We start from the raw sequence: 21250 nt of genomic DNA, 5'->3' as shown, positions 1-21250 counted from the left end.
CTAGCGCTTATCCATAAAGCGCAAGCAGCTATGAAATTAAGAGTGAATTCGTTCAGCGTCTGAAAAGGATTACTGCCCTGGTCGCCCGCGCTGCCGAAGGCCAGCGCACCCGTGGAACTGGCTCTGCCAGGCCACCGGGTGCCTCCCCCTGAGGGGGAAGGCGCGCAGCGCCACAGGGGACATGTCAGGCCAACCAGCGCTTGCGCCGCTTGTAGCTCTTTACGTCCTTGAAACTCTTGCGCTCGCCGCCGCCCACGCCCAGGTAGAACTCCTTGACGTCCTCGTTGTTGGCCAGGTCGCTGGCAGCGCCGTCCATCACCACGCGGCCACTTTCCATGATGTAGCCGTAGTCCGAATACTTCAGCGCCATGTTGGTGTTCTGCTCGGCCAGCAGGAAGGTGACCTTCTCCTTGGTGTTCAGGTCCTTCACGATGTTGAACACCTCCTCCACGATCTGCGGCGCGAGGCCCATGGAGGGTTCATCGAGCAGCACCATGCTGGGGTTGGCCATGAGCGCGCGGCCGATGGCGCACATCTGCTGCTCGCCGCCCGATGTGTAGGCGGCCTGCGAGGTGCGGCGCGTCTTGAGGCGTGGAAAGTAGTTGTAGACCTTCTCGAGGTTGGCCGCGATCTCGGCCTTGCTGGTGCGGGTGTAGCTGCCCGTCATCAGGTTCTCTTCAATGGTCAGGTGGGCAAAGCAGTGCCGTCCCTCCATCACCTGCACCACACCGCGCTGCACCAGGTCGGCGGGCGAGAGGTTCTCGATGCGCTCGCCACGCAGCTCGATGCTGCCCTTGGTCACCTCGCCCCGCTCTCCCTGCAGCAGGTTGGAGATGGCGCGCAAGGTCGTCGTCTTGCCCGCCCCGTTCCCCCCCAGGATGGCCACGATGCTGCCCTCGCGCACCTGCAGCGAGACGCCCTTGAGCACGAGGATCACGTGGTTATAGATGACTTCGATGCCGTTGACGTTGAGAACGATGTTGCTGTTGGAGTCCATGGTCTTGCCTTCCTGTACCAATCCAAAAGGCTGTGGGTCAACCCTTTGGATTGGCGGCTGCCAAAAAAAGCAACCGCTGTTCACTGGCCGTAAAAACTGTCGCGGCCTTAGCGAGGAACGCCGCGCAAGGGCCGCCCCGCCGCGCTGGCGTTGTCCCCCTTCCCGCAGCGCGAAGCACTAAGAGAGAAGGGGGAAGCGGCAAAGCCGCTCAGGGGGATGTACTTAGCTCTGGCAGTCCGCTGCGTCGCGGCGCGTCATCTTCTTGTCGGCCAGGTACTTGTCCGCACCGGCCTTGACCATGGGCTTCAGGATCTGCTCATCGGCCTGGTACCAGTCGGACGAGAAGTTCCACTTGCTGCCATCCCAGGTGTGCACGCGCGCCCAGGTGGAGCCCATGTGGTCGGCGCAGCTGGTGGACAGCGGACGCATCACGCCGCCAAAGCCCAGCGCGTCCAGCTTCTTCTGGTCCAGGGCCAGGTTTTCCATGCCCCAGCGCACTTGCTCGCCGGTCATGACCTTGCCCTTGCCAAAACGCTCCTGGGCGCGGCGCACCGACTCGACGGCCAGCATCTGGATGATCACGCCGCGCGTGTACAGCACCGAGCCCACTTCGTCCTTGGGACCCGTGCCCTGGCCCTTGTCGTGCACGTGCTTCAGGATGTCCTGGATCACCTTGGGCTGCTGGCCCGAGGTGTTCAGCGCCAGTGCGTTGTAGCCCTTGGCACCTTCGCCCACGTCACGCACATCGGGCTCGGCACCGGCCCACCACACGCCGTACATCTTGTCGCGGGGGTAGCCCGTGGCTTGGGCTTCCTTCAGGGCGGTGGAGTTCATCACGCCCCAGCCCCACAGCAGCACGTAGTCGGGACGGCTCTGGCGTACTTGCAGCCAGGTGGCTTTTTGTTCCACGCCGGGGGCGGTCACGGGCAGCATCTGCAGCTCAAAGCCGTGCATCTTGGCGCGCTCCTGCAGCAGCGGGATGGGCTCCTTGCCGAAGGGGCTGTCGTGGTACACCAGCGCGATCTTTTTGCCCTTGAGCTTGTCCAGGCCGCCATTGGCCTTGCCGATGTGCTGGATCAGGATGTCAGCGCCGGTCCAGTAGCTGCCCATGAAGGGGAAGTTCCACTTGAACGCCTGGCCGTCCTGCGCCACCGACAGGCCGTAGCCCAGCGTCATCAGCGGGATCTTGTCCACGGGGGCTTTTTCGGTCAGCGCAAACGTGATGCCGGTGGCCTGGGGGTCGAACAGCGAGACGCCGGGACGGCTCTTCAGGCGCTCGTAGCATTCCACGCCACGGTCGGTGGCGTAGCCCGTTTCGCATTCTTCAAAAGTGAGCTTCACACCGTTGATGCCGCCGTCGCGGGCGTTGATCATCTTGATGTAGTCCTGCTTGCCGTTGGCCCATGGCACACCGTTGGGTGCGTAGGGGCCCGTGCGGTACGACAGCAGCGGGAAGAACTGCTCCTTGGCTTGTGCGAAGGCGTTCGTCGCGATGGACGAGGCACCGGCAGCAACCACCGCAGCGGCGATCACGATTTTCGAAAGCTTCATGGATGTCTCCTTTGGATGAATGTGTTGAAGCACGGGAAAAAACACGACAGACAGACAGTTAACGCGGCAATGCAACAGGCTCGTATCGGGACTTGCGAGTAAGGGGTTTCCTGCAGCGCGGTCTGATCAGTGCGGGAAGGGCCACAGGCGCAGCTTCTGCTTGGCGGTGGACCAGAGCTTGGCCAGGCCATGGGGCTCCACGATCAGGAACCACACGATCAGCGCACCGAAGATCATCAGCTCGGCATGCGACACGCCCGCCGTGGACACCTCGATGCCAAACAGCCCCATGAAGGCGGGCAGGAACTGGTTGAGCACGATGGGCAGCACCACGATGAAGGCCGCGCCAAAGAAGCCGCCCATGATCGAACCCAGCCCGCCGATGATCACCATGAACAGCAGGCGGAAGGACACTTCCACCGAGAACGCCGCAGGTTCCCAGGCGCCCAGGTGCACAAAGGCCCACAGCGCACCGGCCATGCCCACGATGAAGGAGCTGACGGCAAACGCGCTGAGCTTGGCGTACATGGGGCGGATGCCGATCACGGCGGCGGCCACGTCCATGTCGCGGATGGCCATCCACTCGCGGCCAATTGCGCCGCGCACCAGGTTCTTGGCCAGCAGGGCCACCACCACCAGGATGGCCAGGCAGAAGAGGTATTTGCTGGTGGCGCTTTCGATGGGCATGCCCAGCACCTGCAGGTTGGTGACCGACACCGAGCCCGAGTCGGAGTTGTTGGTGAACCACTTGATGCGCAGGAACATCCAGTCGCTGAAGAACTGCGCGGCCAGCGTCGCCACCGCCAGGTACAGGCCCTTGACGCGCAGACTGGGCAGCCCGAACAGGATGCCGAAGAACGTGGCGCACAACCCGCCCAGGATGAGCGCCGGAATCAGCGGCATGCCCGGAAAGCGCACAAAGAAGTTGTAGGCTCCATAGGCCCCCACGGCCATGAAGGCGCCCGAGCCCAGCGAGATCTGCCCGCAGTAGCCCACGAGGATGTTCACCCCCAGGGCTGCCAGCGCCATGATGACGAAGGGGATCAGGATGGCGCGGAAGATGTAGTCGCTGGCCAGCATGGGCACGGCGATGAAGGCGATGGCCAGGATGATGCCGATGGCAAGGCGGTCCTGCGCGATCGGGAAGATCTGCTGGTCGGCGCGGTAGCTGGTCTTGAACTGGCCGTTTTCGCGGTAGAGCATGGTGTGTCTCCTGTGTTCTTGTTGTTATGGGTTAAGTGCGATCAAGGATCTTTTGCACGGGGGCGCACCTGCGGTGCCACGCGGAGCTTGCGGCACCGCTGACAACGCGCTGCGCGCGTTGTGCCTCCTTCGAAAAATTATTGGTCTCGTATTTCATACGCGATCAATAATTTTTTCCCCAAACAAGCCCTGAGGCCTGAAGAGAAGGAACACCAGCGCCAGCACATACGCAAACCAGATTTCGATGCCCCCGCCCACATACGGGCCCAGGTACACCTCCGACAGCTTCTCGCCCACACCGATGATCAGCCCGCCGATGATGGCGCCGGGCACCGATGTCAGGCCGCCCAGGATCACCACGGGCAGGGCTCGCAGCGCCACGGTGGTCAGCGAGAACTGCACACCCAGCTTGCTGCCCCAGATCATCCCGGCCACCAGGGCCACGACGCCCGCCACGCACCACACGATCACCCAGATGCGGTTGAGCGGGATGCCGATGGACTGGGCTGCCTGGTGGTCGTCGGCCACGGCACGCAGGGCGCGGCCGGTGGAGGTCTTCTGGAAGAACACCGACAGCAGGGCCACCAGCGCGGCGGCGATGGCGGCGGCAATCACGTCTTCCTTGTTGATCAGGATGCCGCCCTGGAACATGGACTCCAGCGCAAAGATCGGGTCCTTGGGCATGCCCACGTCGATCTTGTAGATGTTGCTGCCGAACAGCGTCTGGCCCAGGCCTTCCATGAAGTAGGTGATGCCCAGCGTGGCCATGAGCAGCGTGGCGCCCTCCTGGTTCACCAGATGGCGCAGCACCAGCTTCTCAATCAGCCAGGCCACCACAAACATGATGGCGCCGGCAATCACAAAGGCCGCCAGGTTGGCCACGATGGGGTTCGTGATGCCGGTCCACTGCGGAATCCACTCGGCAAAGCGGGCCATGGCCAGGGCTGCGAACAGCACCATGGCGCCCTGCGCAAAGTTGAAAACGCCCGAGGCCTTGTAGATCAGCACAAAGCCCAGCGCCACCAGCGAATACAGCATGCCGGCCATGAGGCCGCCGATCAGTGTTTCGAGAAAGAATGCCATGAGTTGTTCTCCTGATCAGTGCGAGGTGCCGAGGTAGGCACTGATCACGTCTTCGTTGCTGCGCACTTCGTCGGGCGTGCCGTCGCCGATCTTCTTGCCGTAGTCCAGCACCACCACGCGGTCGCTGATGTCCATCACCACGCCCATGTCGTGCTCGATGAGCACGATGGTGGTGCCGAACTCGTCGTTCACGTCCAGGATGAAGCGGCACATGTCCTGCTTCTCTTCCACGTTCATGCCGGCCATGGGTTCATCGAGCAGCAGCACCTGCGGCTCCATGGCGAGGGCCCGGCCCAGGTCCACGCGCTTTTGCAGGCCGTAGGGCAGCTGGCCCACGGGGGTCTTGCGGTAGGCCTGGATTTCGAGGAAGTCGATGATGTGTTCGACGTACTCGCGGTGGCGGATTTCCTCGCGCTCTGCCGGGCCGATGCGCAGCGCCTGCATCAGCAGGTTGCTTTTGATCTTGAGGTTGCGGCCGGTCATGATGTTGTCGATCACGCTCATGCCCTTGAACAGCGCCAGGTTCTGGAACGTGCGCGCCACGCCCATCTCGGCTACCTGGCGCGAGTTCATGTGGTCAAAGGTCTTGCCCCGGAAGGTGATGGAGCCTTCGGACGGTGTGTACACGCCGTTGATGCAGTTAAGCATGGAGCTTTTGCCCGCACCATTGGGGCCGATGATCGCGCGGATCTCGTGCTCTTTCACGTTGAACGAGATGTCGGTGAGTGCCTTCACCCCGCCAAACCGGAGGCTGATGTTCTTGACGTCGAGGATGACGTCGCCGATCTTTTTGGTGGTCATGGTGGGGGGCTTCTCCAGCGGGTAGAGCGCGGGTTTCATGCGGCGGTCTTGACGGGTGTGAAGGTCTTGGCGTCCGAGATCTTGAGCGTGGCGCTCACGCTGCCGGTGCGGCCGTCCTCGAACTTGACCTGGGTCTCGATGTACTGCTCGGTGCGGCCTGCGTACAGCGCATCGACGAGCACGCCGTACTTGTCGGCAATGAAGCCCCGACGGACCTTGTTGGTGCGGGTGAGTTCGCCGTCGTCGGCGTCCAGCTCCTTGTGCAGCACCAGGAAGCGGCTCACTTGGCTACCAGCCAGCATGCTGTCGCCCGCCAGGTCGGCGTTCACCTTCTCGATGCATTCGCGGATCAGCTCGTAGACCTCGGGCTTTTGCGCCAGGTCGGTGTAGCCGGCGTAGGGCAAGTTGCGGCGCTCGGCCCAGTTGCCCACGGCGTCGAAGTCGATGTTGACCATCACGCACACCTTCTCGCGCTTGTCGCCCAGGGCCACCACTTCCTTGATGTGTGGGAAGAACTTGAGCTTGTTCTCCACGTACTTGGGCGCAAACATGGCACCGTCGTTGGCACCACCCATGATGCGGCCCACGTCCTTCACGCGGTCGATGATCTTGAGGTGGCCGTGCGCGTCCAGAAAGCCTGCGTCGCTGGTGTGGTACCAGCCGTCCGCCGTCAGCACCTCGGCCGTGGCTGTGGGGTTCTTGTAGTACTCCTTGAGCAACCCGGCCGACTTGACCATGATCTCGCCGTTGTCGGCCACCTTGATCTGCACGCCACGAATCGGCACGCCCACCGTGTCGGCGCGGGCCTGGTTGTCGGGCTGCAGGCACACGAACACGGCGGTCTCGGTGGAGCCGTACAGCTGCTTGAGGTTGATACCGATGGAGCGGTAGAAGGTGAACAGGTCCGGGCCAATGGCCTCGCCCGCCGTGTAGGCCACGCGCACGCGGCTGAAACCCAGGTTGTTGCGCAGCGGGCCGTACACCAGCACGTTGCCCAGCGCGTACTTGATGCGGTCCAGCGTCCCCACGGGTTCGCCGTCCATGAGGGCCGGGCCCACGCGCTTGGCTACGCGCATGCAGGCCTCGAACATCTTGCGCTTCAAGGCGCCCGCGTCTTCCATGCGGATCATCACGCTGGTCAGCAGGCCTTCAAAAATGCGCGGCGGTGCAAAGTAGTAGGTGGGGCCCACTTCCTTGAGGTCGATGGTCACGGTGCTGGCCGACTCGGGGCAGTTGACCACGTAGCCGCAGGCCAGCCACTGCGCATAGCTGAAGATGTTCTGGCCGATCCAGGCGGGCGGCAGGTAGGCCAGCACCTCTTCGCTGCTGGTGAGCTTGTCAAATTCGGCGCCAGCGCTGGCGCGGTCCAGCAGCGTGCTGTGGGTGTGCACCACGCCCTTGGGATTGCCCGTGGTGCCCGAGGTGAAGAACATCGCGGCCACGTCGCCGGGCTGGGCCTTGGCCACCTCGGCCTTGAACCAGCCGGGGTTCTTTGCCGCAAAGGCCTTGCCAGATTCGATCAGGGCGTCCAGCGAGGCCAGGCCGGGCTCCGAATAGTTGCGCAGGCCGCGCGGGTCGTCAAAGTAGATGTTGGAAATCTGCGGGCACTGCTCGCGGATTTCGAGCAGCTTGTCCACCTGCTCCTGGTCTTCCACCAGGCAGAAGCGCACCTCGGCGTTGTTCAGCGGGAAGATGCATTCGGCTGCCACCGCATCCTGGTACAGCGGCACGGGGATGGCGCCCAGCGACTGCGCGGCCAGCATGGTGGCGTACAGGCGGGGGCGGTTGGCTCCCACCACCACCATGTGCTCGTGGCGCTTCAGGCCCGCCAGGTGCAGGCCGGCGGCCACCTGTTCCACCAGGCGCACCAGGTCTGCCCAGCTGTGGGTTTGCCAGATGCCATATTCTTTTTCGCGCAGGGCCGGGGCCTCGGGGCGCTCGGCGGCGTGCTTGAGCAGCAGTTGCGGGAACGTGGTCAACATTGCAGGTTCCTGAAAGTGAGAAGGTGTCAGCCCGGTGACTGCCGGGCGCGCAAGCTTGTGATTGCGCGATGGGGGAATGCTAGGACCCACTTTGACGCCATCTTGTCTTGCCGACGACAATTTAGGGGTAACTCCTGGGTGGGTAAAACCCTGCCCACGGGCGGGCGGTATCCTCCGGGGCATGTACGCCCCGTTCTTCGGCCTTCAGCACCCGCCGTTCTCCATCGCCCCCGACCCCCGCTACCTGTTCATGAGCGAGCGGCACCGCGAGGCGCTGGCGCACCTGCTGTACGGCCTGGATGCGGGCGGCGGTTTTGTGCTGCTGACGGGCGAGGTGGGTGCGGGCAAGACCACGGTGTGCCGCTGCTTTCTGGAGCAGATCCCGTCGCACTGCAACGTGGCCTACATCTTCAACCCCAAGCTCACGGTGGGCGAGCTGCTGCGCTCCATCTGCGATGAGTTTGGTGTGCCGCACCAGCCCTCGGTGGCCGGGGTGGAAACGGTCAAGGATTACATCGACCCGCTCAATGCATCGCTGCTCGCGGCGCATGGCGCCGGGCGCAACACCGTGCTCATCATTGACGAGGCGCAGAACCTGTCGGCCGATGTGCTGGAGCAGCTGCGCCTCTTGACCAACCTGGAAACCAGCGAGCGCAAGCTGCTGCAGATCATCCTCATCGGCCAGCCCGAGCTGCGCACCATGGTCGCCAGCCCTGCGCTGGAGCAACTGGCCCAGCGCGTGATTGCGCGCTTTCACCTCGATGCGCTGAGCGCGCAGGAAACCCAGCAATACATCGCCCACCGCCTGGCCGTGGCGGGCCTGCAAGGGCCGCTGCCCTTCAGTCGCAGCGCCCTGCGGCGGGTGCATGCGCTGTCGCGCGGCATTCCCCGGCGCATCAACCTGCTGTGCGACCGGGCGCTGCTGGGCGCCTACGCGGCCGGGGTGCGCGAGGTCAGTGCCCGCATCGTCCAGCGTGCGGCGGCTGAGGTGTTTGATGCACCCGCGTCGGCCGCTGCAGCGCGCAGCGCCCGGGGCCAGTGGCCCCGCTGGGCGGTGGCCGGCCTGGGTGTGGCGGCGGGTGCCGCGCTGGTGGCGGGCGGCTGGGCACTGGGGACCTGGCCGCAATGGTCTCGGCAGGGCGTCGTGTCATCCACCGCGCCTGCGGGCGCCACGGCCAGCCAAACATCTGCCAGCGCGCCATCCAGCGCCCCGCCCAGTACCCCGCCCAGTACCCCGCCCAGCAGTGCTGCCAGCACTGCAGCGGTTACAACACCCACGGCGCCCGCGGCAGGGGCTTCGGCCCCGCGCGTCGCGGCGCCGGTGGCCATGTCGGACCTGCAGCAGTTTGTGGCCGCACTGCCCGCCAGCGACAACGCGGCCTGGCAGGCGCTGGCCTCGGCCTGGGGGGCCAGCGTGGCCGACGGGGCCGATGCCTGCGCCACCTTGCCGCGCGACGGCCTGCGTTGCTACCGCAACCGCCGCGCGGGCCTGAACCTGGTGCGGCAGATCGATCGCCCGGTGCTGCTCACGCTGTTTCCGTCCGAAGAGGGCGATGTGGCCGTCTCGGCCGTGCTGCGCCGTCTGGACGGCGACATGGCCACGCTCGAAGGCGCGGGCCGTGCGGTGCGCGTGCCGGTGGCCGAGCTGGCGCAGGTGTGGCGTGGCGACATGGCCACGCTGTGGCGCACGCCGCCCGACATGCCCGACAAGGGCGACCTGGCGGAGACCGCTGCCGGCGCCGCCTGGCTGGACCAGCAGCTGGCGACGACTGCGGCCGGTGGCTCGCGCGTTGGCGCACCGGCTGCGGGCCGTACGACCACGCCGGCCCAGCGCCAGGCACGCATCCAGCGCTTCCAGCTGGCCCAGGGGGTGACCCCGGACGGCCGGGCGGGGCCCTTGACCCTCATGCTGCTCAACCGTGTCAACGGCGTGAGCGAACCGCGCTTGCGCACCGGAGGCTGAACCCAGTGTCTTACATCCTTGACGCGCTGCGGCGCGCAGAAGCCGAACGGGGCCGTGGCGCCGTGCCCGGCATCCATACCCCGGCGGTGCCTGTGCCGGGTGCCGTGCCGGTGGCCGGGCGGTCATTCATCAGCCCGGTGCTGGTGGCTGTGGCGGTGGTTGCTGTGGCCGCCGTAGCGGCTGGCGGCACCTGGTGGGTCTTGCAGCGGCCGGTGCCTGCGGGTGCCGTCGTGGTGGCTGCAGCGCCTGCTACTCCTGCGGCCGTGGCTCCGTCCATGCCGGCGGTAGCGTCCACGGCGCCACCCGCTGCCGTGGCCTCCCCGGAACCGGCCCCTGCCGTGGCGCCAGCGGTAACGCCCCCTCCGGCACCCGCGCCGCGCGCGGCGGCACCGCAGCGGGAGCGGCCCGCGCCCAGCCCCTCCGTAGCGCCGCGTTCCCCTGCCGCCGACCCCGAGCGGCCGCGCCCTGCTGCGCCCGCCCCGCGCGAGCGCACGTCCGCAGCCCCCGCGCCGCGTGCTGCAGACGTAGCCTTGGCCAACCCCGCTCCTGCTGCATCCCCGGCCGCGACCGGCACCGTGTTTGCGCAAGCCGATCTGCCCGAGGCCGTGCGGGCGCAGCTGCCGTCACTCAAGATTTCTGGGGTCACCTATTCCAGCAACCCGGTGTACCGCATGGCCATCGTCAACGGCCAGGTGCTGCACGAAGGAGACCCGGCCGGGCCGGGCCTGTTGCTGGAGAAGATCGAGCCCGGCCGCACCATCTGGTCGTTCAAGGGCTACCGGTACGGGCTGGCGTCGCAATAGCAGTATTTGGGCGAAATCGGCCGGTAGCGCTAGTGCAATATGCGCTGATAGCTATCTGATTTATAGCAATTGCATGGGCGGCCCCGCCGCAGCGCGCCCCTGTCATCAGCGTGCCACCGGCGGGCCCTTCGGGCTATCGCAAGAACCGCCCATCGCGTCCCACCAGCGTGAGTTCGACAAAGCGCGAGGCGTTGCGGTCCGGGGTGCTGGCGCTGATCTCGAACCCGCCCAGGTCCCACTTTTTCAGGTTCCAGGTGGCGTCGATGAAGGCTGCGCGGGTGGGGTTGCGGCCTGCGCGCTGCAAGGCCTCGGCAAACACGCGGGCGTTGATGTAGCCCTCCAGCGCCAGATGCGAAGGCTCGGCCGTGGCGCCCGAGGCCTTCCAGGCGGCCTGGAACTCGCGCACCACGGGCATCACCACGTTGGAGGGCAGGGGCACCACCTGCGAAATCGCCATGCCCGTGGCGTCCGCACCCAGGGCCTTGACGGTGGCCGGGGTGCCCATGACCGACAGCGCATACAGCGTCACGCCCCGCTTGAGCGCGCGGAACGCCTTCACAAACTCCAGCGTGGGCTTGCCTGCGAGGCCAATCACGATGGCCTCCAGGTTGCCGCCCGCCAGCTTGGCGGCGGCGCTGCCCGCGTCCGAGGCATTGTTCTCGACTGTCACCGTGACGGCCTCGGGCAGCTTGAGCCGGTCCATCGACTGCTTGGCGGCGTTGAACACCTCTTTGCCGAACGAGTTGTTCTGGTAGACGATGCCAATGCGCTGGATGCCTATGGTGGACAGGTGCTGCACCAGCTTCTCGGCCTCGTCGGCATAGCTGGCGCGGATGTTGAACACGTTGCGGGCGTTCTTGGTGCGGCTGAGCTGCGCGCCGGTGAAGGGCGCAAAAAACGGGATGCCGCTCTCGATCACCTTGGGCAGCATGGCGTCGATCATGGGCGTGCCCATGCAGTTGAACAGCGCAAAGTACCCAGGGTCGGCCAGAAACTGCTCCACATTGGCCAGCGCCTTGGGCACGTCGTAGGTGTCGTCCTGGGTGACAAGTTCAATGGCCTTGCCGTGCACGCCGCCGCGCGCGTTGATGCCCGCAAACGCGGCCTTGGCGCCCTGGTGCATGGCCGAGCCCAGATCGCCCAGCGGGCCAGTGAGGGCGGTGGACTGCGCGATCTTGATCGCGCCTTCCTGCGCGCGGGCTGCGCCGCTCCAGCCCAGCCCGGGCAGGCCCACGGCCGCTGCGGTGGCGGCTGCGGCGGCCAGCACCTGGCGGCGGGCCAGGGGGCGCGGCGCGGCGGGCGCGGGGTGGAGGGGGCGTGCGGTGGTGGAAGATGGTTGGGTCATGGTGCTTGTCTCCTCGGGGCGCCCTCCGTAGGTGGCAGGGGCGCGAGGCGACATCATCCCGTCACGATTGGCATTTTTTTGTCGGTCTGACGACAATTGGGGTCGTGGTATTCCCGCATGCCCAGGCGGCTGCGGGGCGCCCTTTTTCGTGAGAACCTTTGCGCCATGGACCCACGCACCCACCAGGACTTGTCGCTGCACCAGCGGCGCCGTTCGCCCACGCCGCAGGAGCTGGAAGGCATTCCCTGGCTCCCCCTGCTGCTGCCCGCCGAGCGGGAGCGCGCGGTGGCATCGCTGCTGGTGGGGGATGCCAAACCGGGCGACTATGTGTGCCGCGTCGGGCGCCCGGTGACCTACTGGTTTGGGGTGGTGGAGGGCCTGCTCAAGATGAGCACCGACAACGCCCAGGGGCAGACCATGACCTATGCGGGCCTGCCGCCCGGCGGCTGGTTTGGCGAGGGCACCACCATCAAGCGCGAACCCTACCGCTACAACATCCAGGCCCTGCGCAAGAGCGTGGTGGCGGGGCTGCCCATCGACAGCTTTCACTGGCTGCTGGACCACTCCATCGGCTTCAACCGCTTCGTGATGAACCAGCTCAACGAGCGCCTGGGCCAGTTCATCGCAGCCCGCGAAATCGACCGCCTGAACAATCCCGATGTGCGCGTGGCCCGTAGCCTCGCCTCGCTGTTCAACCCGGTGCTGTACCCGGGCGTGGGCGAGGTGCTGCGCATCACGCAACAAGAGCTGGCCTACCTGGTGGGGCTGTCACGCCAGCGGGTGAACGAGGCGCTGTCTGCGCTGGAGGCGCAAGGCGCGATCCGTGTGGAGTACGGCGGCCTGCGCGTGCTGGACCTGGCGGCGCTTCGGTCCAGCGTGACCGCCCCCTGAGGCGCTGTGCGCATTCCCTCCGGGAGCGTACGCCCGTGGGAAAGTCCCGTCAGCTGCGCGGCAGTGCAGGAGCGCGCGATGGGGCCGAGGCCAGTGGGCGCGGGGCTGCAGTGCGTGTGGGCGCCGGCACCGCCGCCGGTGCTGCGGCGGGGCTGGCGGTACCCCAGCTGTCCTCGTCGCCGCCGTCGTTGCGCGAGAGGCGGAAGGTGCCCACCATCTGCGTCAGGCGCCCGGCCTGGTCCTTCAGGCTGTCGGCGGCAGCCGCGCCTTCTTCCACCAGCGCGGCGTTCTGCTGCGTCATTTCCTCCAGCGCGCCCACCGAATGGCTCACATGGCCGATGCGCTGGCTTTGCTCCTGCGTGGCGGCCGTGATCTCGCCCATGATGTCGGACACGCGGCGCACCGACTGCACCAGTTCTTCAATGGTCTTGCCGGCGTGGTTGACGAGCGTGCTGCCTTCCTGCACCTGGTCCACGCTGGTGCCGATCAGGGCCTTGATCTCGCGCGCCGCCTGGGCCGAGCGGCCCGCGAGGTTGCGCACCTCGCCCGCCACCACCGCGAAGCCGCGGCCCTGTTCGCCGGCGCGGGCGGCCTCCACGGCGGCGTTCAGCGCCAGGATGTTGGTCTGGAACGCGATGCCATCGATCACGCTGATGATGTCGGCGATCTTGCGCGAGCTGGCGCTGATGGTGTCCATGGTGCGCACCACCTGGCCCACCACTTCGCCGCCGCGTGTGGCCGCATCGGACGCGGTGGACGCGAGCTGGTTGGCCTGACGGGCCGAGTCGGCGCTTTGCGACACCGTGCCGGTCAGGTCCACCAGCGAGCTGGCCGCGCTTTGCAGGTTGTGCGAGGTCTGCTCGGTGCGCTGGCTCAGGTCCAGGTTGCCCGAGGCCACCTCGGAGCTGGCCACCAGGATGGAGTCGGCGGTCTGCCCGATTTCGCCCACCAGGGTGCGCAGGCGCTCCTGCATGGCGGCAATGGCTTCGAGCAGTCGGCCGGTTTCGTCGTGGATACGCACCTCGACCTGCGAGGTGAGGTCGCCGCGCGCAATGCGCTCGGCCACCACCACCGCGCGGCCAATGGGGGCGGTGATGCTGGCCGTGATGCGCCAGGCGATCAGCGCGCCCAGGCCAATGGCCAGCAGCACCAGCAGCCCGCCCACCACGCGGGCGCTGCTCTGGGTTTGTTCTGCCGAGCTTGTGGCTTCAGCATTCAGGGTGTTTTGCAGCTCGATCAGCTCGCGCAGCTTGGCGCGCCAGGCGGTTTCTGCGGGGGCCACGCGGGTCATCAGCGCCAGCGTGGCGCTCACGGTGTCGCCGTCGTCAGCGGCCTTGATGGCGCTGTCGAGTTCGGGGCGGGTCTTGCCGCCCAGGGCCTGCACCTCGCCCAGCAGCTTGAGCTCTGCAGGGGTGGCCTTGGCGGGGGTGAGCAGCTCGGTTAATGCAGCTTCTTGCGCGGCGTATTCCTTGAGCGTCTTGCCCACGGCCACGATCTGCTCGCGCGCCTGCTTGGGGTCGATGTCGTTGAGCATGGCGGCGGAGCGGCTCTGGATGCCGATGGCGCTCACGCTCTCCAGCATGCCGTTGACCAGCTTGGCCTTGTTGGCGCCCACGCCGGTGATCTGGGTCATCTGATCGTGCACCTTGCCCACGGACAGCTGCCCCACCGCTGCCACGGCCACCAGCAGCACCAGCATGCAGCCAAACCCCAGGCTCAGCCGGCTGGAGATCGACAGGGATTTGAGGGTGGAAGCAGCCGACATGGGGGTCCTTGGGTATCGAAAAAGATCAAAGCGTGATCAAGCGGGGGCTTTGGTGCAAAAGCAATAACGGTGCCCACCGGCCCCGGGGCGCCCGATGGGTGGGGCAGAGGTCGGTGCAGTGTAGGCAATAACAACAAAATGTGTCATGAGTGTTGAGGATGCTCCCATGCCCGATCTGCATAGCCGTCTTGTTACAAATGCAGCCGTGCACAGCCTTGGTGCACTGGCGTCAAAGTGCAACAGAAGATGCCGGTGAAATCATTGGTAAAAACGCTATGGGCGCAAATAAATCATGCCTTCGGTGCTATTAAAAACATAGTTGGTGGAGGCTCGGGGTTTGCCCTTGTCCCCGCCGCGGGTGCAGCCGATCAGGTATAAACCTGTAACACTTGCGAGGCGTCCCATGCATCCGTTTTTTCCCTCCTCCACGCTGCGTGCAGCGGTGGCTGCAGTGGCCTTGGCCGTGCTGGCTGGCTGTGCGGCGCCCCGGCCCGATACCGGCTTGCGCGAAACGCTGGTGGCCGTGACGGCCTCGCACGAACTCATCACCTTCCACGCAGCACAGCCTGACCGCATCCTGGAGCGGCGCCCGGTGACGGGCCTGGCGCCCGGCGAGCGGCTGGTCGGCATCGACTTCCGCGTGGCCAAGGGCGTGCTCTATGCGCTGTCGCAAGCGGGCCGCCTGTACACGCTCGACATTCCCACGGGTGCGCTGCGCCCGGTCGGCCCCGCGCCTGCTGCGCTGGCACTGCAGGGCACGGTGTTCGGCTTTGATTTCAACCCGGCGGCCGACCGCATCCGGGTGGTGTCCAACACGAGCCAGAACCTGCGCCTGCACCCCGACACGGGGGCGGTGGTGGATGGCGACGCTACTGTGGAAGGTGTGCAGCCCGACCCCAGCCTGCGCTACGCCTGGGGCGATGTAAACGCCCGCCGCCGGCCCGACATTGCCGGTGCCGCCTATACCTACAACCCCAACGACAGCAAGATCACCACCAACTACGCGATCGACCGCGCGCTGGGTGTGCTGGTGATGCAGGGCTCGCGCGAGGGGACTCAGCCGATGGTGTCGCCCAACGCCGGGCAGCTGCGCACCGTGGGTCCGCTGGGGCTGGGACCGCTCACGGATGTGAGCTTTGACATTGCCGACGTGGGCAACACCGCCCTGATTGCCGTGCGCACAGCCGCCGACACCCAGACCCGCCTGCACCAGGTGGACCTGGCCACTGGCGCCACCCGCCCCCTGGGTGTGGTGGGCGATGGCGCGCCCCTGGTGGGCCTGGCGATCGAACCATGAGGCTGGCCGGCCCGCCGACGCTGCAGCCCGCCAGGTTGGCCCGGTTGGCAGCGCTTGCTGCGCTGGTACTGCTGGCTGGCGGCGCGCAGGCGGGCACGGTGCAGGTCGATGTGTCCGACGCTGCGGGCAAGCCGCTGGCCGATGCCGTGGTCTTTCTGGACTCGGCCGAGGCCCGCAAGCAGGTCAAGCCGCTCGTTGGCGTGGAGATGGCGCAGGAGAAGCGGCAGTTCGTGCCCGGTGTGCTGGTGGTGCCGGTGGGCACCGAGGTGCGGTTTCCCAACCACGATACCGTGCGGCACCACGTGTACTCGTTCTCGCCCGCCAAGAAGTTCGAGCTCAAGCTCTACAGCGGCACGCCGTCCAACCCTGTGCTGTTTGACAAGTCTGGCGTGGTCACGCTGGGCTGCAACATCCACGACCAGATGGTGGGGTGGGTGCTGGTGGTGGACACACCGTACTACGCCCGCACCCCTGCGGCCACGGGCAAGGCACAACTCGACAACGTGCCGCCTGGCACCTATACGCTGCGCACCTGGCACGCCCGCCTGCCGGTGGGCGCCCCGGCCCTGGAGCAGGCACTGACCGTGCCGGCCACAGGAGCGGCCACGGCGGCGGTGCGCATGACGGGGTTGCAACCTTGATGCGGCTGCGCCTGGCCCGGCGCAGCCTGATCCTGCGGTTGGTGGGGTTGTCGTTGCTGCTGCTGCTCATCGTGCAGGCGGCGGGGTTTGCCGTGGTGCGGGCCTCCATCGACCGCAATGCGCGCGCCCAGATCGCGCGCGCCCTGGACCTGGATGAAAACATCTGGCGCCGCCTGCTGGACCAGAACGCGGAGCAACTGCGCCAGGGCTCGGCCCTGCTGGCGGCGGACTACGGGTTTCGTTCGGCGGTCAACTCGGGCGACGAGGAAACCATCCAGTCGGTGCTCGAAAACCACGGCAGCCGCATCGGCGCGGCCGTGACGGCGCTGCTGAGCACCGACCTCACGCTGCGTGCGGTCAGCCTCACGGGAAGCATGGACCAGTTTCCGGCCACGCTGCAGCAGGTGGTGCCGCGCCTCGCGCAGCAGCCCCAGGGCAGCCAGATCGCGGTGATGGAAGGCATTCCCTACCAGTTCGTGATGGTGCCCATGCGGGCGCCGGTGGTCATTGGTTGGGTGTTGATGGGCTTTCGCATCGACCAGTCGCGTGCCGACGAAATGCGCCAGCTCCTGTCGGTGCATGTGGCCCTGATGGTCAAGGCCCCCGGGGGCGCAATGACCCTGCCGGTCAGCACCCTGCCCAAGGACGCACAGGCCTTGCTGCTGGCCAGCGGTGGTGCGGCGGGCGAGCTGCAGACGGCCGAGGGCACCTTGCTGGCGCGCTCCAGCCCGCTCGATAGCGTGGGGGGCGAGGTGCACTCGCTGCTGCTGCGGTCGGTGGACGAGGTGGTAGCCCCCTACCGGCAGCTGCAGGTGTTGCTGGCCATCATCACCGTGGCGGGTGTGCTGCTGTTTGCCGTGGGTACGGGCCTGGTGGCGCAACGGCTCGCCACGCCGCTGCGCTCCTTGCTGGCGGCCACGCAGCGGCTGTCGCGTGGTGAATACGACGTACCGCTGGAGCACACCGACCGCACGGACGAGATCGGCAACCTGGCGCGCTCGTTCGACCACATGCGCGTGGACATTGGCGCCCAGCAGACCGAGATCCGCCGCCTGGCCTACTGGGACCGCCTGACGGGCCTGCCCAACCGGGAGCGGTTTCGCGACGCCGTGGTGCAGGCCATTGCCGCCAGTGCCAGCACGCCGCAGCCCCTGGCCGTGCTCACGCTGGACCTGGACCGCTTCAAGCATGTGAACGATGTGCTGGGCTATGCCTTTGGCGATCGCCTGCTGCAGGCCGTGGCCGAGCGCCTGAGCCAGCAGGTGCGCTCGCCCGACGATATGGTGGCGCGCCTGGGCGGCAATGAGTTCGCCATCCTGCTGCAGCGCGCCGATGCGGCGGACGCGCACGACGTGGCCCAGCGCATCAACCAGTCGTTCGAGTTACCGCTGGCCTTCGAGGACCAGACGGTGGACCTGAGCGCTGGCATCGGCTTTGCCTGCTGGCCGGGTGATGCGGGCGACGCCGACACGCTGCTCAGCCGTTCTGAAATTGCCATGTACGCCGCCAAGCGCCAACTCAGCGGGGCCCTGCAGTACGACGCGGCGTTTGACTCGTCCAGCGCGCAGACCCTGTCGCTGCTGACCGAGCTGCGCCACGCCGTGGAACACCATGAGCTGCGTCTGTACCTGCAGCCCAAGGTGCCCCTGCACGGGCAGCCGGGCCTGGCGGCCGAGGCGCTGGTGCGCTGGCAGCACCCGCAGCGCGGTCTGGTGCCGCCCATGCAGTTCATTCCGTTTGCCGAGCAGACCGGGTTTGTGCGCCACCTCACGCTGTGGATGTTTGAAGAAGTAGCGCGCCTGCTGGCCGACCCACGCACCCAGGGCCTGCCGCTCAGGGTGTCGGTCAACCTCTCCACGCGCGACCTGCTCGACCCCGAACTGAGCCACCGGCTGGCCGACATCCTGGCGCGCCATGGGGTGCCAGCCAGTGCCTTCTGCCTGGAGATCACCGAAAGCGCGATCATGGACGACCCCCAGCGCGCCGAGGCCATGCTCAACCGCCTGTCGGAGCAGGGCTTCAAGCTGTCCATCGACGATTTCGGCACCGGCTATTCGTCGCTGGCCTACCTCAAGCGCCTGCCGGTCGATGAACTCAAGATCGACAAATCGTTTGTGATGGGCATGGAAACGGGTGAGGACGACGCGATGATCGTGCGCTCCACCATCGACCTCGCGCACAACCTGGGACTCACGGTGGTGGCCGAAGGCGTGGAGACTGCCGCCATCCAGGATCGCCTGCGTGCGCTGGCCTGCGACGAGGCGCAGGGGTACCACATCGCGCGGCCCCTGCCGGTGGATGATTTCCTCGCCTGGCAGGCGCGCCAGGGGTAGCTGGCAGCAGGCCGCCGCCTCTCTGTTTGGGGGCTAAGCAGTCCACAGGCGAAAATACCCGCAATGTCTTCCTCCTCCTCTCGCCCGCCTGCGGGCCCTGCCGCCGCTCCCGCCTCCGACGTTGGCGGCCCATCGTCTTCTGCACCAGCCGCCGGTCGGCCCGTGCTGCGCCGCCCGACCCTGACGGCCAAGCCCGCCCCTGCTCGGCCTGCTTCTGCACGGCCCGCTCCGCCGCCCCGGGCCCCACGGCCGTCCCGCGCCCCTGCACCCTCCAACTACCGCGTGGCGTCGGGCGCTTTTGTGGCGCCGGTGCGCCAGGTGCCTGCGCCAGCGACGGGCACCGTGGGCGGCTTGCCCACCTCGCGCCTGAACAAGCGCATGGCCGAGCTGGGCCTGTGCTCGCGCCGCGAGGCCGACGACTGGGTGGAGCAGGGCTGGGTCAAGGTCAATGGCGTGGTGGCCACCATGGGCCAGCAGGTCACGGCGGCCGACCGCATCGAGGTGGACAAGATTGCCCAGGGCTTCCAGGAGCAGCGCGTCACCATCCTGCTGAACAAGCCCATTGGCTACGTGAGCGGCCAGGCCGAAGACGGCCACACGCCCGCCGTGGCGCTGATCAACCCCCGCACCCACTGGCGCGAGGACCCCAGCCGCAACCGCTTCTCGCCGCCCCAGCTGCGGGGCCTGGCGCCCTGCGGGCGGCTCGATATCGACTCGGTGGGCCTTTTGGTGCTGACGCAGGACGGCCGCGTGGCCCGGCAGATCATTGGCGAGGACTCCGTGATGGAAAAGGAGTACCTGGTGCGCGTGGTCTACCAGGCCCCGGGCCAGGCGGCGCCCCATCACCCCGGGGAGCGCTCCGCGCCACTGCAGGAAATCAACGAGCGTGACCCCGTCAGCACCAATGTGCAGGCGGTGTTTCCCAAAGAGCTGCTGGAGCGCCTGCGCCACGGCCTGAGCCTGGACGGCGAGCCGCTCAAGCCCGCCAAGGTCGATTGGCAGAACCCCGAGCAACTGCGTTTTGTGCTCACCGAGGGCAAAAAGCGCCAGATCCGCCGCATGTGCGAGCTGGTGGGGCTCAAGGTGGTGGGCCTCAAGCGTATCCGCATCGGCCGCGTGACCCTGGGCAACCTGCCCGTGGGTCAGTGGCGTTACCTGTCCCCCAACGAGCGGTTCTGAGAGTCCCGGGCTCCTTGCAAGCACTTTTAAACGGAGCCCCTCTCATGCCCCTTCCTTCCGCACCTCGGCCACGCAAGCCTGCTCCCTCTACCCCTGCGGGCGACGGCACTAAAGCGGCGACGGCCAGCCCGCTGCGCCAGTTGCGCGCCTCCGACCTGCGCGCTGTAGCGCGCCTGGCCACGCAGGCCACCACCGGCATCAGCCGGGTGGCCGAGGGGGTGCACCAGTCGGTGCTGGACACGCTGGGGCTGCCAGGTGGTGCCGAGCCGGGTCGCACGCGGGGACTGACGGGGCTGGTGTACCAAAGCATCCGGGGGGTGACGCAGCTGGTGGATACGGGCCTGCAGGCGGGTCTGGCGCGGCTGGAGCCGTTTTTTGCCCCGGCCACGTCGGCCGGTAAGGTGCACTGGGAGCGCGAGGCGGTCATTGCCGCGCTCAATGGCGTGATGGGCGACCGCTTGCAGCGCGACGGCAACCCGCTGTGTACGCCAATGGGCTGGTACCAGCACGGTCTGCCCCTGGACTTGCACGCGCTTGCCGCCCCGGGCGCCGCCACCGGCAAGCTGCTGGTGCTGGTGCATGGCCTGTGCATGAACGACCTGCAGTGGCTGCGCCGCGGCCATGACCATGGCGCCCATCTGGCCGAGGCCCTGGGCTACACCCCCGTGTACCTGCGCTACAACACGGGCCAGCACACCTCCACCAACGGGGCCGAGCTGTCGGCCCTGCTCACATCCCTGGTGGCTTCATGGCCTGTGCCGGTGACGGAGCTGTCCATCCTGGCCCACAGCATGGGCGGACTGGTGGCGCGCAGCGCCTGCCACCAGGCGGCCCAGGCACCAGCGGGTGCCAGCGGGTGGCTGCCCCTGCTGCGCCACCTGGTCTTTCTGGGCACCCCGCACCACGGGGCGCCGCTAGAGCGCGCGGGTCACTGGGTGGATGTGCTGCTGGGCAGCAATGCCTATTCGCGCCCGTTTGCGCGCCTGGCCCAGCTGCGCAGCGCGGGCATCACCGACCTGCGCTACGGCCATGTGCTGGAGTCCGACTGGCAGGGGCGGGACCGTTTTCGCAAAAGCCCCGACCAGCGCACCCCGGTGCCGCTGCCCGCCGGGGTGGCGTGCCATGCGGTGGCGGCCACCCTGGCTGCGCAGCGCAGCCCGGTGGGAGAGCGGCTGGTGGGGGACGGGTTGGTGCCCTTGCACAGTGCGCTGGGCATCCACGATGATCCTTCCAGGACGCTGGGGTTTGCCAAGGCCCGCCAGGCGGTGTTCTACCGCCTGGGCCACCTGGATCTGCTGGCAGACGCGGGCGTGGCCCGGCAATTGCAGGACTGGATGCAGGACCATTGATCCAAGAGTACCCGGACGGCCAGCTTTTTGACGCAAGCGGTGCTTGCCAGGGGCCCGGGCGCGGCTA

General features: G+C 67.1%; 16 protein-coding genes. 8 read left to right on the top strand and 8 right to left on the bottom strand.

Going from position 1 to position 21250, the window contains the following annotated elements; genetic code table 11:
* Positions 1-184: 184 nt before the first annotated feature.
* From ACT531_RS01570 to ACT531_RS01545, 6 genes are all read right to left on the bottom strand, one after another.
* Positions 185-997, bottom strand: a complete 813-nt coding sequence (locus ACT531_RS01570) for an ABC transporter ATP-binding protein (protein WP_015012347.1) — start codon at positions 995-997, stop codon at positions 185-187.
* Between the two features lie 222 nt (positions 998-1219).
* Positions 1220-2548 (bottom strand): ABC transporter substrate-binding protein, encoded by a 1329-nt coding sequence (locus tag ACT531_RS01565; protein WP_110961605.1) that lies wholly within the window; start codon positions 2546-2548, stop codon positions 1220-1222.
* 126 nt (positions 2549-2674) lie between these two features.
* Entirely contained in the window at positions 2675-3751 is a 1077-nt protein-coding gene (locus ACT531_RS01560) for a branched-chain amino acid ABC transporter permease (RefSeq protein WP_015012349.1), read from the bottom strand.
* A 153-nt stretch (positions 3752-3904) separates the two neighbouring features.
* A complete protein-coding gene (locus ACT531_RS01555; protein ID WP_015012350.1) occupies positions 3905-4834 on the bottom strand; it encodes a branched-chain amino acid ABC transporter permease in 930 nt (309 codons plus the stop codon).
* A 15-nt stretch (positions 4835-4849) separates the two neighbouring features.
* Positions 4850-5635 (bottom strand): ABC transporter ATP-binding protein, encoded by a 786-nt coding sequence (locus tag ACT531_RS01550; protein ID WP_015012351.1) that lies wholly within the window; start codon positions 5633-5635, stop codon positions 4850-4852.
* 35 nt (positions 5636-5670) lie between these two features.
* A complete protein-coding gene (locus ACT531_RS01545) occupies positions 5671-7617 on the bottom strand; it encodes an AMP-dependent synthetase/ligase (protein WP_476016247.1) in 1947 nt (648 codons plus the stop codon).
* Between the two features lie 181 nt (positions 7618-7798).
* Between ACT531_RS01545 and ACT531_RS01540 the strand changes: the two genes are divergently transcribed.
* Positions 7799-9580: an ExeA family protein gene (locus tag ACT531_RS01540; protein WP_476016246.1), complete on the top strand. Its 1782-nt coding sequence runs from the start codon at positions 7799-7801 to the stop codon at positions 9578-9580.
* A 5-nt stretch (positions 9581-9585) separates the two neighbouring features.
* Positions 9586-10383: a general secretion pathway protein GspB gene (locus ACT531_RS01535; protein ID WP_476016245.1), complete on the top strand. Its 798-nt coding sequence runs from the start codon at positions 9586-9588 to the stop codon at positions 10381-10383.
* Positions 10384-10516: 133 nt separating this feature from the next.
* On the opposite strand, the gene ACT531_RS01530 is transcribed toward ACT531_RS01535, so the two are convergent.
* A complete protein-coding gene (locus tag ACT531_RS01530; RefSeq protein ID WP_476016244.1) occupies positions 10517-11728 on the bottom strand; it encodes an ABC transporter substrate-binding protein in 1212 nt (403 codons plus the stop codon).
* Between the two features lie 165 nt (positions 11729-11893).
* Between ACT531_RS01530 and ACT531_RS01525 the strand changes: the two genes are divergently transcribed.
* Positions 11894-12619 carry a Crp/Fnr family transcriptional regulator gene (locus ACT531_RS01525; protein ID WP_015012356.1) on the top strand — a complete coding sequence of 242 codons (726 nt, stop codon included), beginning with the start codon at positions 11894-11896 and terminating at the stop codon, positions 12617-12619.
* A 49-nt stretch (positions 12620-12668) separates the two neighbouring features.
* On the opposite strand, the gene ACT531_RS01520 is transcribed toward ACT531_RS01525, so the two are convergent.
* Positions 12669-14384, bottom strand: coding sequence for a methyl-accepting chemotaxis protein (locus tag ACT531_RS01520; RefSeq protein WP_476016243.1), 1716 nt, complete (start codon positions 14382-14384; stop codon positions 12669-12671).
* 403 nt (positions 14385-14787) lie between these two features.
* Between ACT531_RS01520 and ACT531_RS01515 the strand changes: the two genes are divergently transcribed.
* From ACT531_RS01515 to ACT531_RS01495, 5 genes are all read left to right on the top strand, one after another.
* The gene (locus ACT531_RS01515; RefSeq protein ID WP_476016242.1) at positions 14788-15681 is read left to right on the top strand and encodes a DUF4394 domain-containing protein; all 894 of its coding nucleotides are present in this window, start codon (positions 14788-14790) and stop codon (positions 15679-15681) included.
* Entirely contained in the window at positions 15678-16322 is a 645-nt protein-coding gene (locus tag ACT531_RS01510; RefSeq protein WP_476016241.1) for a methylamine utilization protein, read from the top strand. Before ACT531_RS01515 ends, ACT531_RS01510 begins: the two co-directional genes overlap by 4 nt.
* Complete coding sequence (locus tag ACT531_RS01505) at positions 16322-18655, top strand: putative bifunctional diguanylate cyclase/phosphodiesterase (protein ID WP_476016240.1); 2334 nt, start codon at positions 16322-16324, stop codon at positions 18653-18655. The genes ACT531_RS01510 and ACT531_RS01505 overlap by 1 nt, the downstream gene beginning before the upstream one ends.
* Positions 18656-18937: 282 nt before the next feature.
* On the top strand, positions 18938-19834 hold the full coding sequence (locus tag ACT531_RS01500; RefSeq protein WP_476016615.1) for a pseudouridine synthase: 897 nt from the start codon (positions 18938-18940) through the stop codon (positions 19832-19834).
* A 44-nt stretch (positions 19835-19878) separates the two neighbouring features.
* On the top strand, positions 19879-21183 hold the full coding sequence (locus ACT531_RS01495) for an esterase/lipase family protein (RefSeq protein WP_476016239.1): 1305 nt from the start codon (positions 19879-19881) through the stop codon (positions 21181-21183).
* Positions 21184-21250 lie beyond the last annotated feature (67 nt).

The sequence above is a fragment of the Acidovorax sp. DMC1 genome (genome assembly GCF_056314325.1).
Note: the sequence above shows the minus strand (reverse complement) of the source record. Positions and strands in the feature narration are given on the sequence as shown.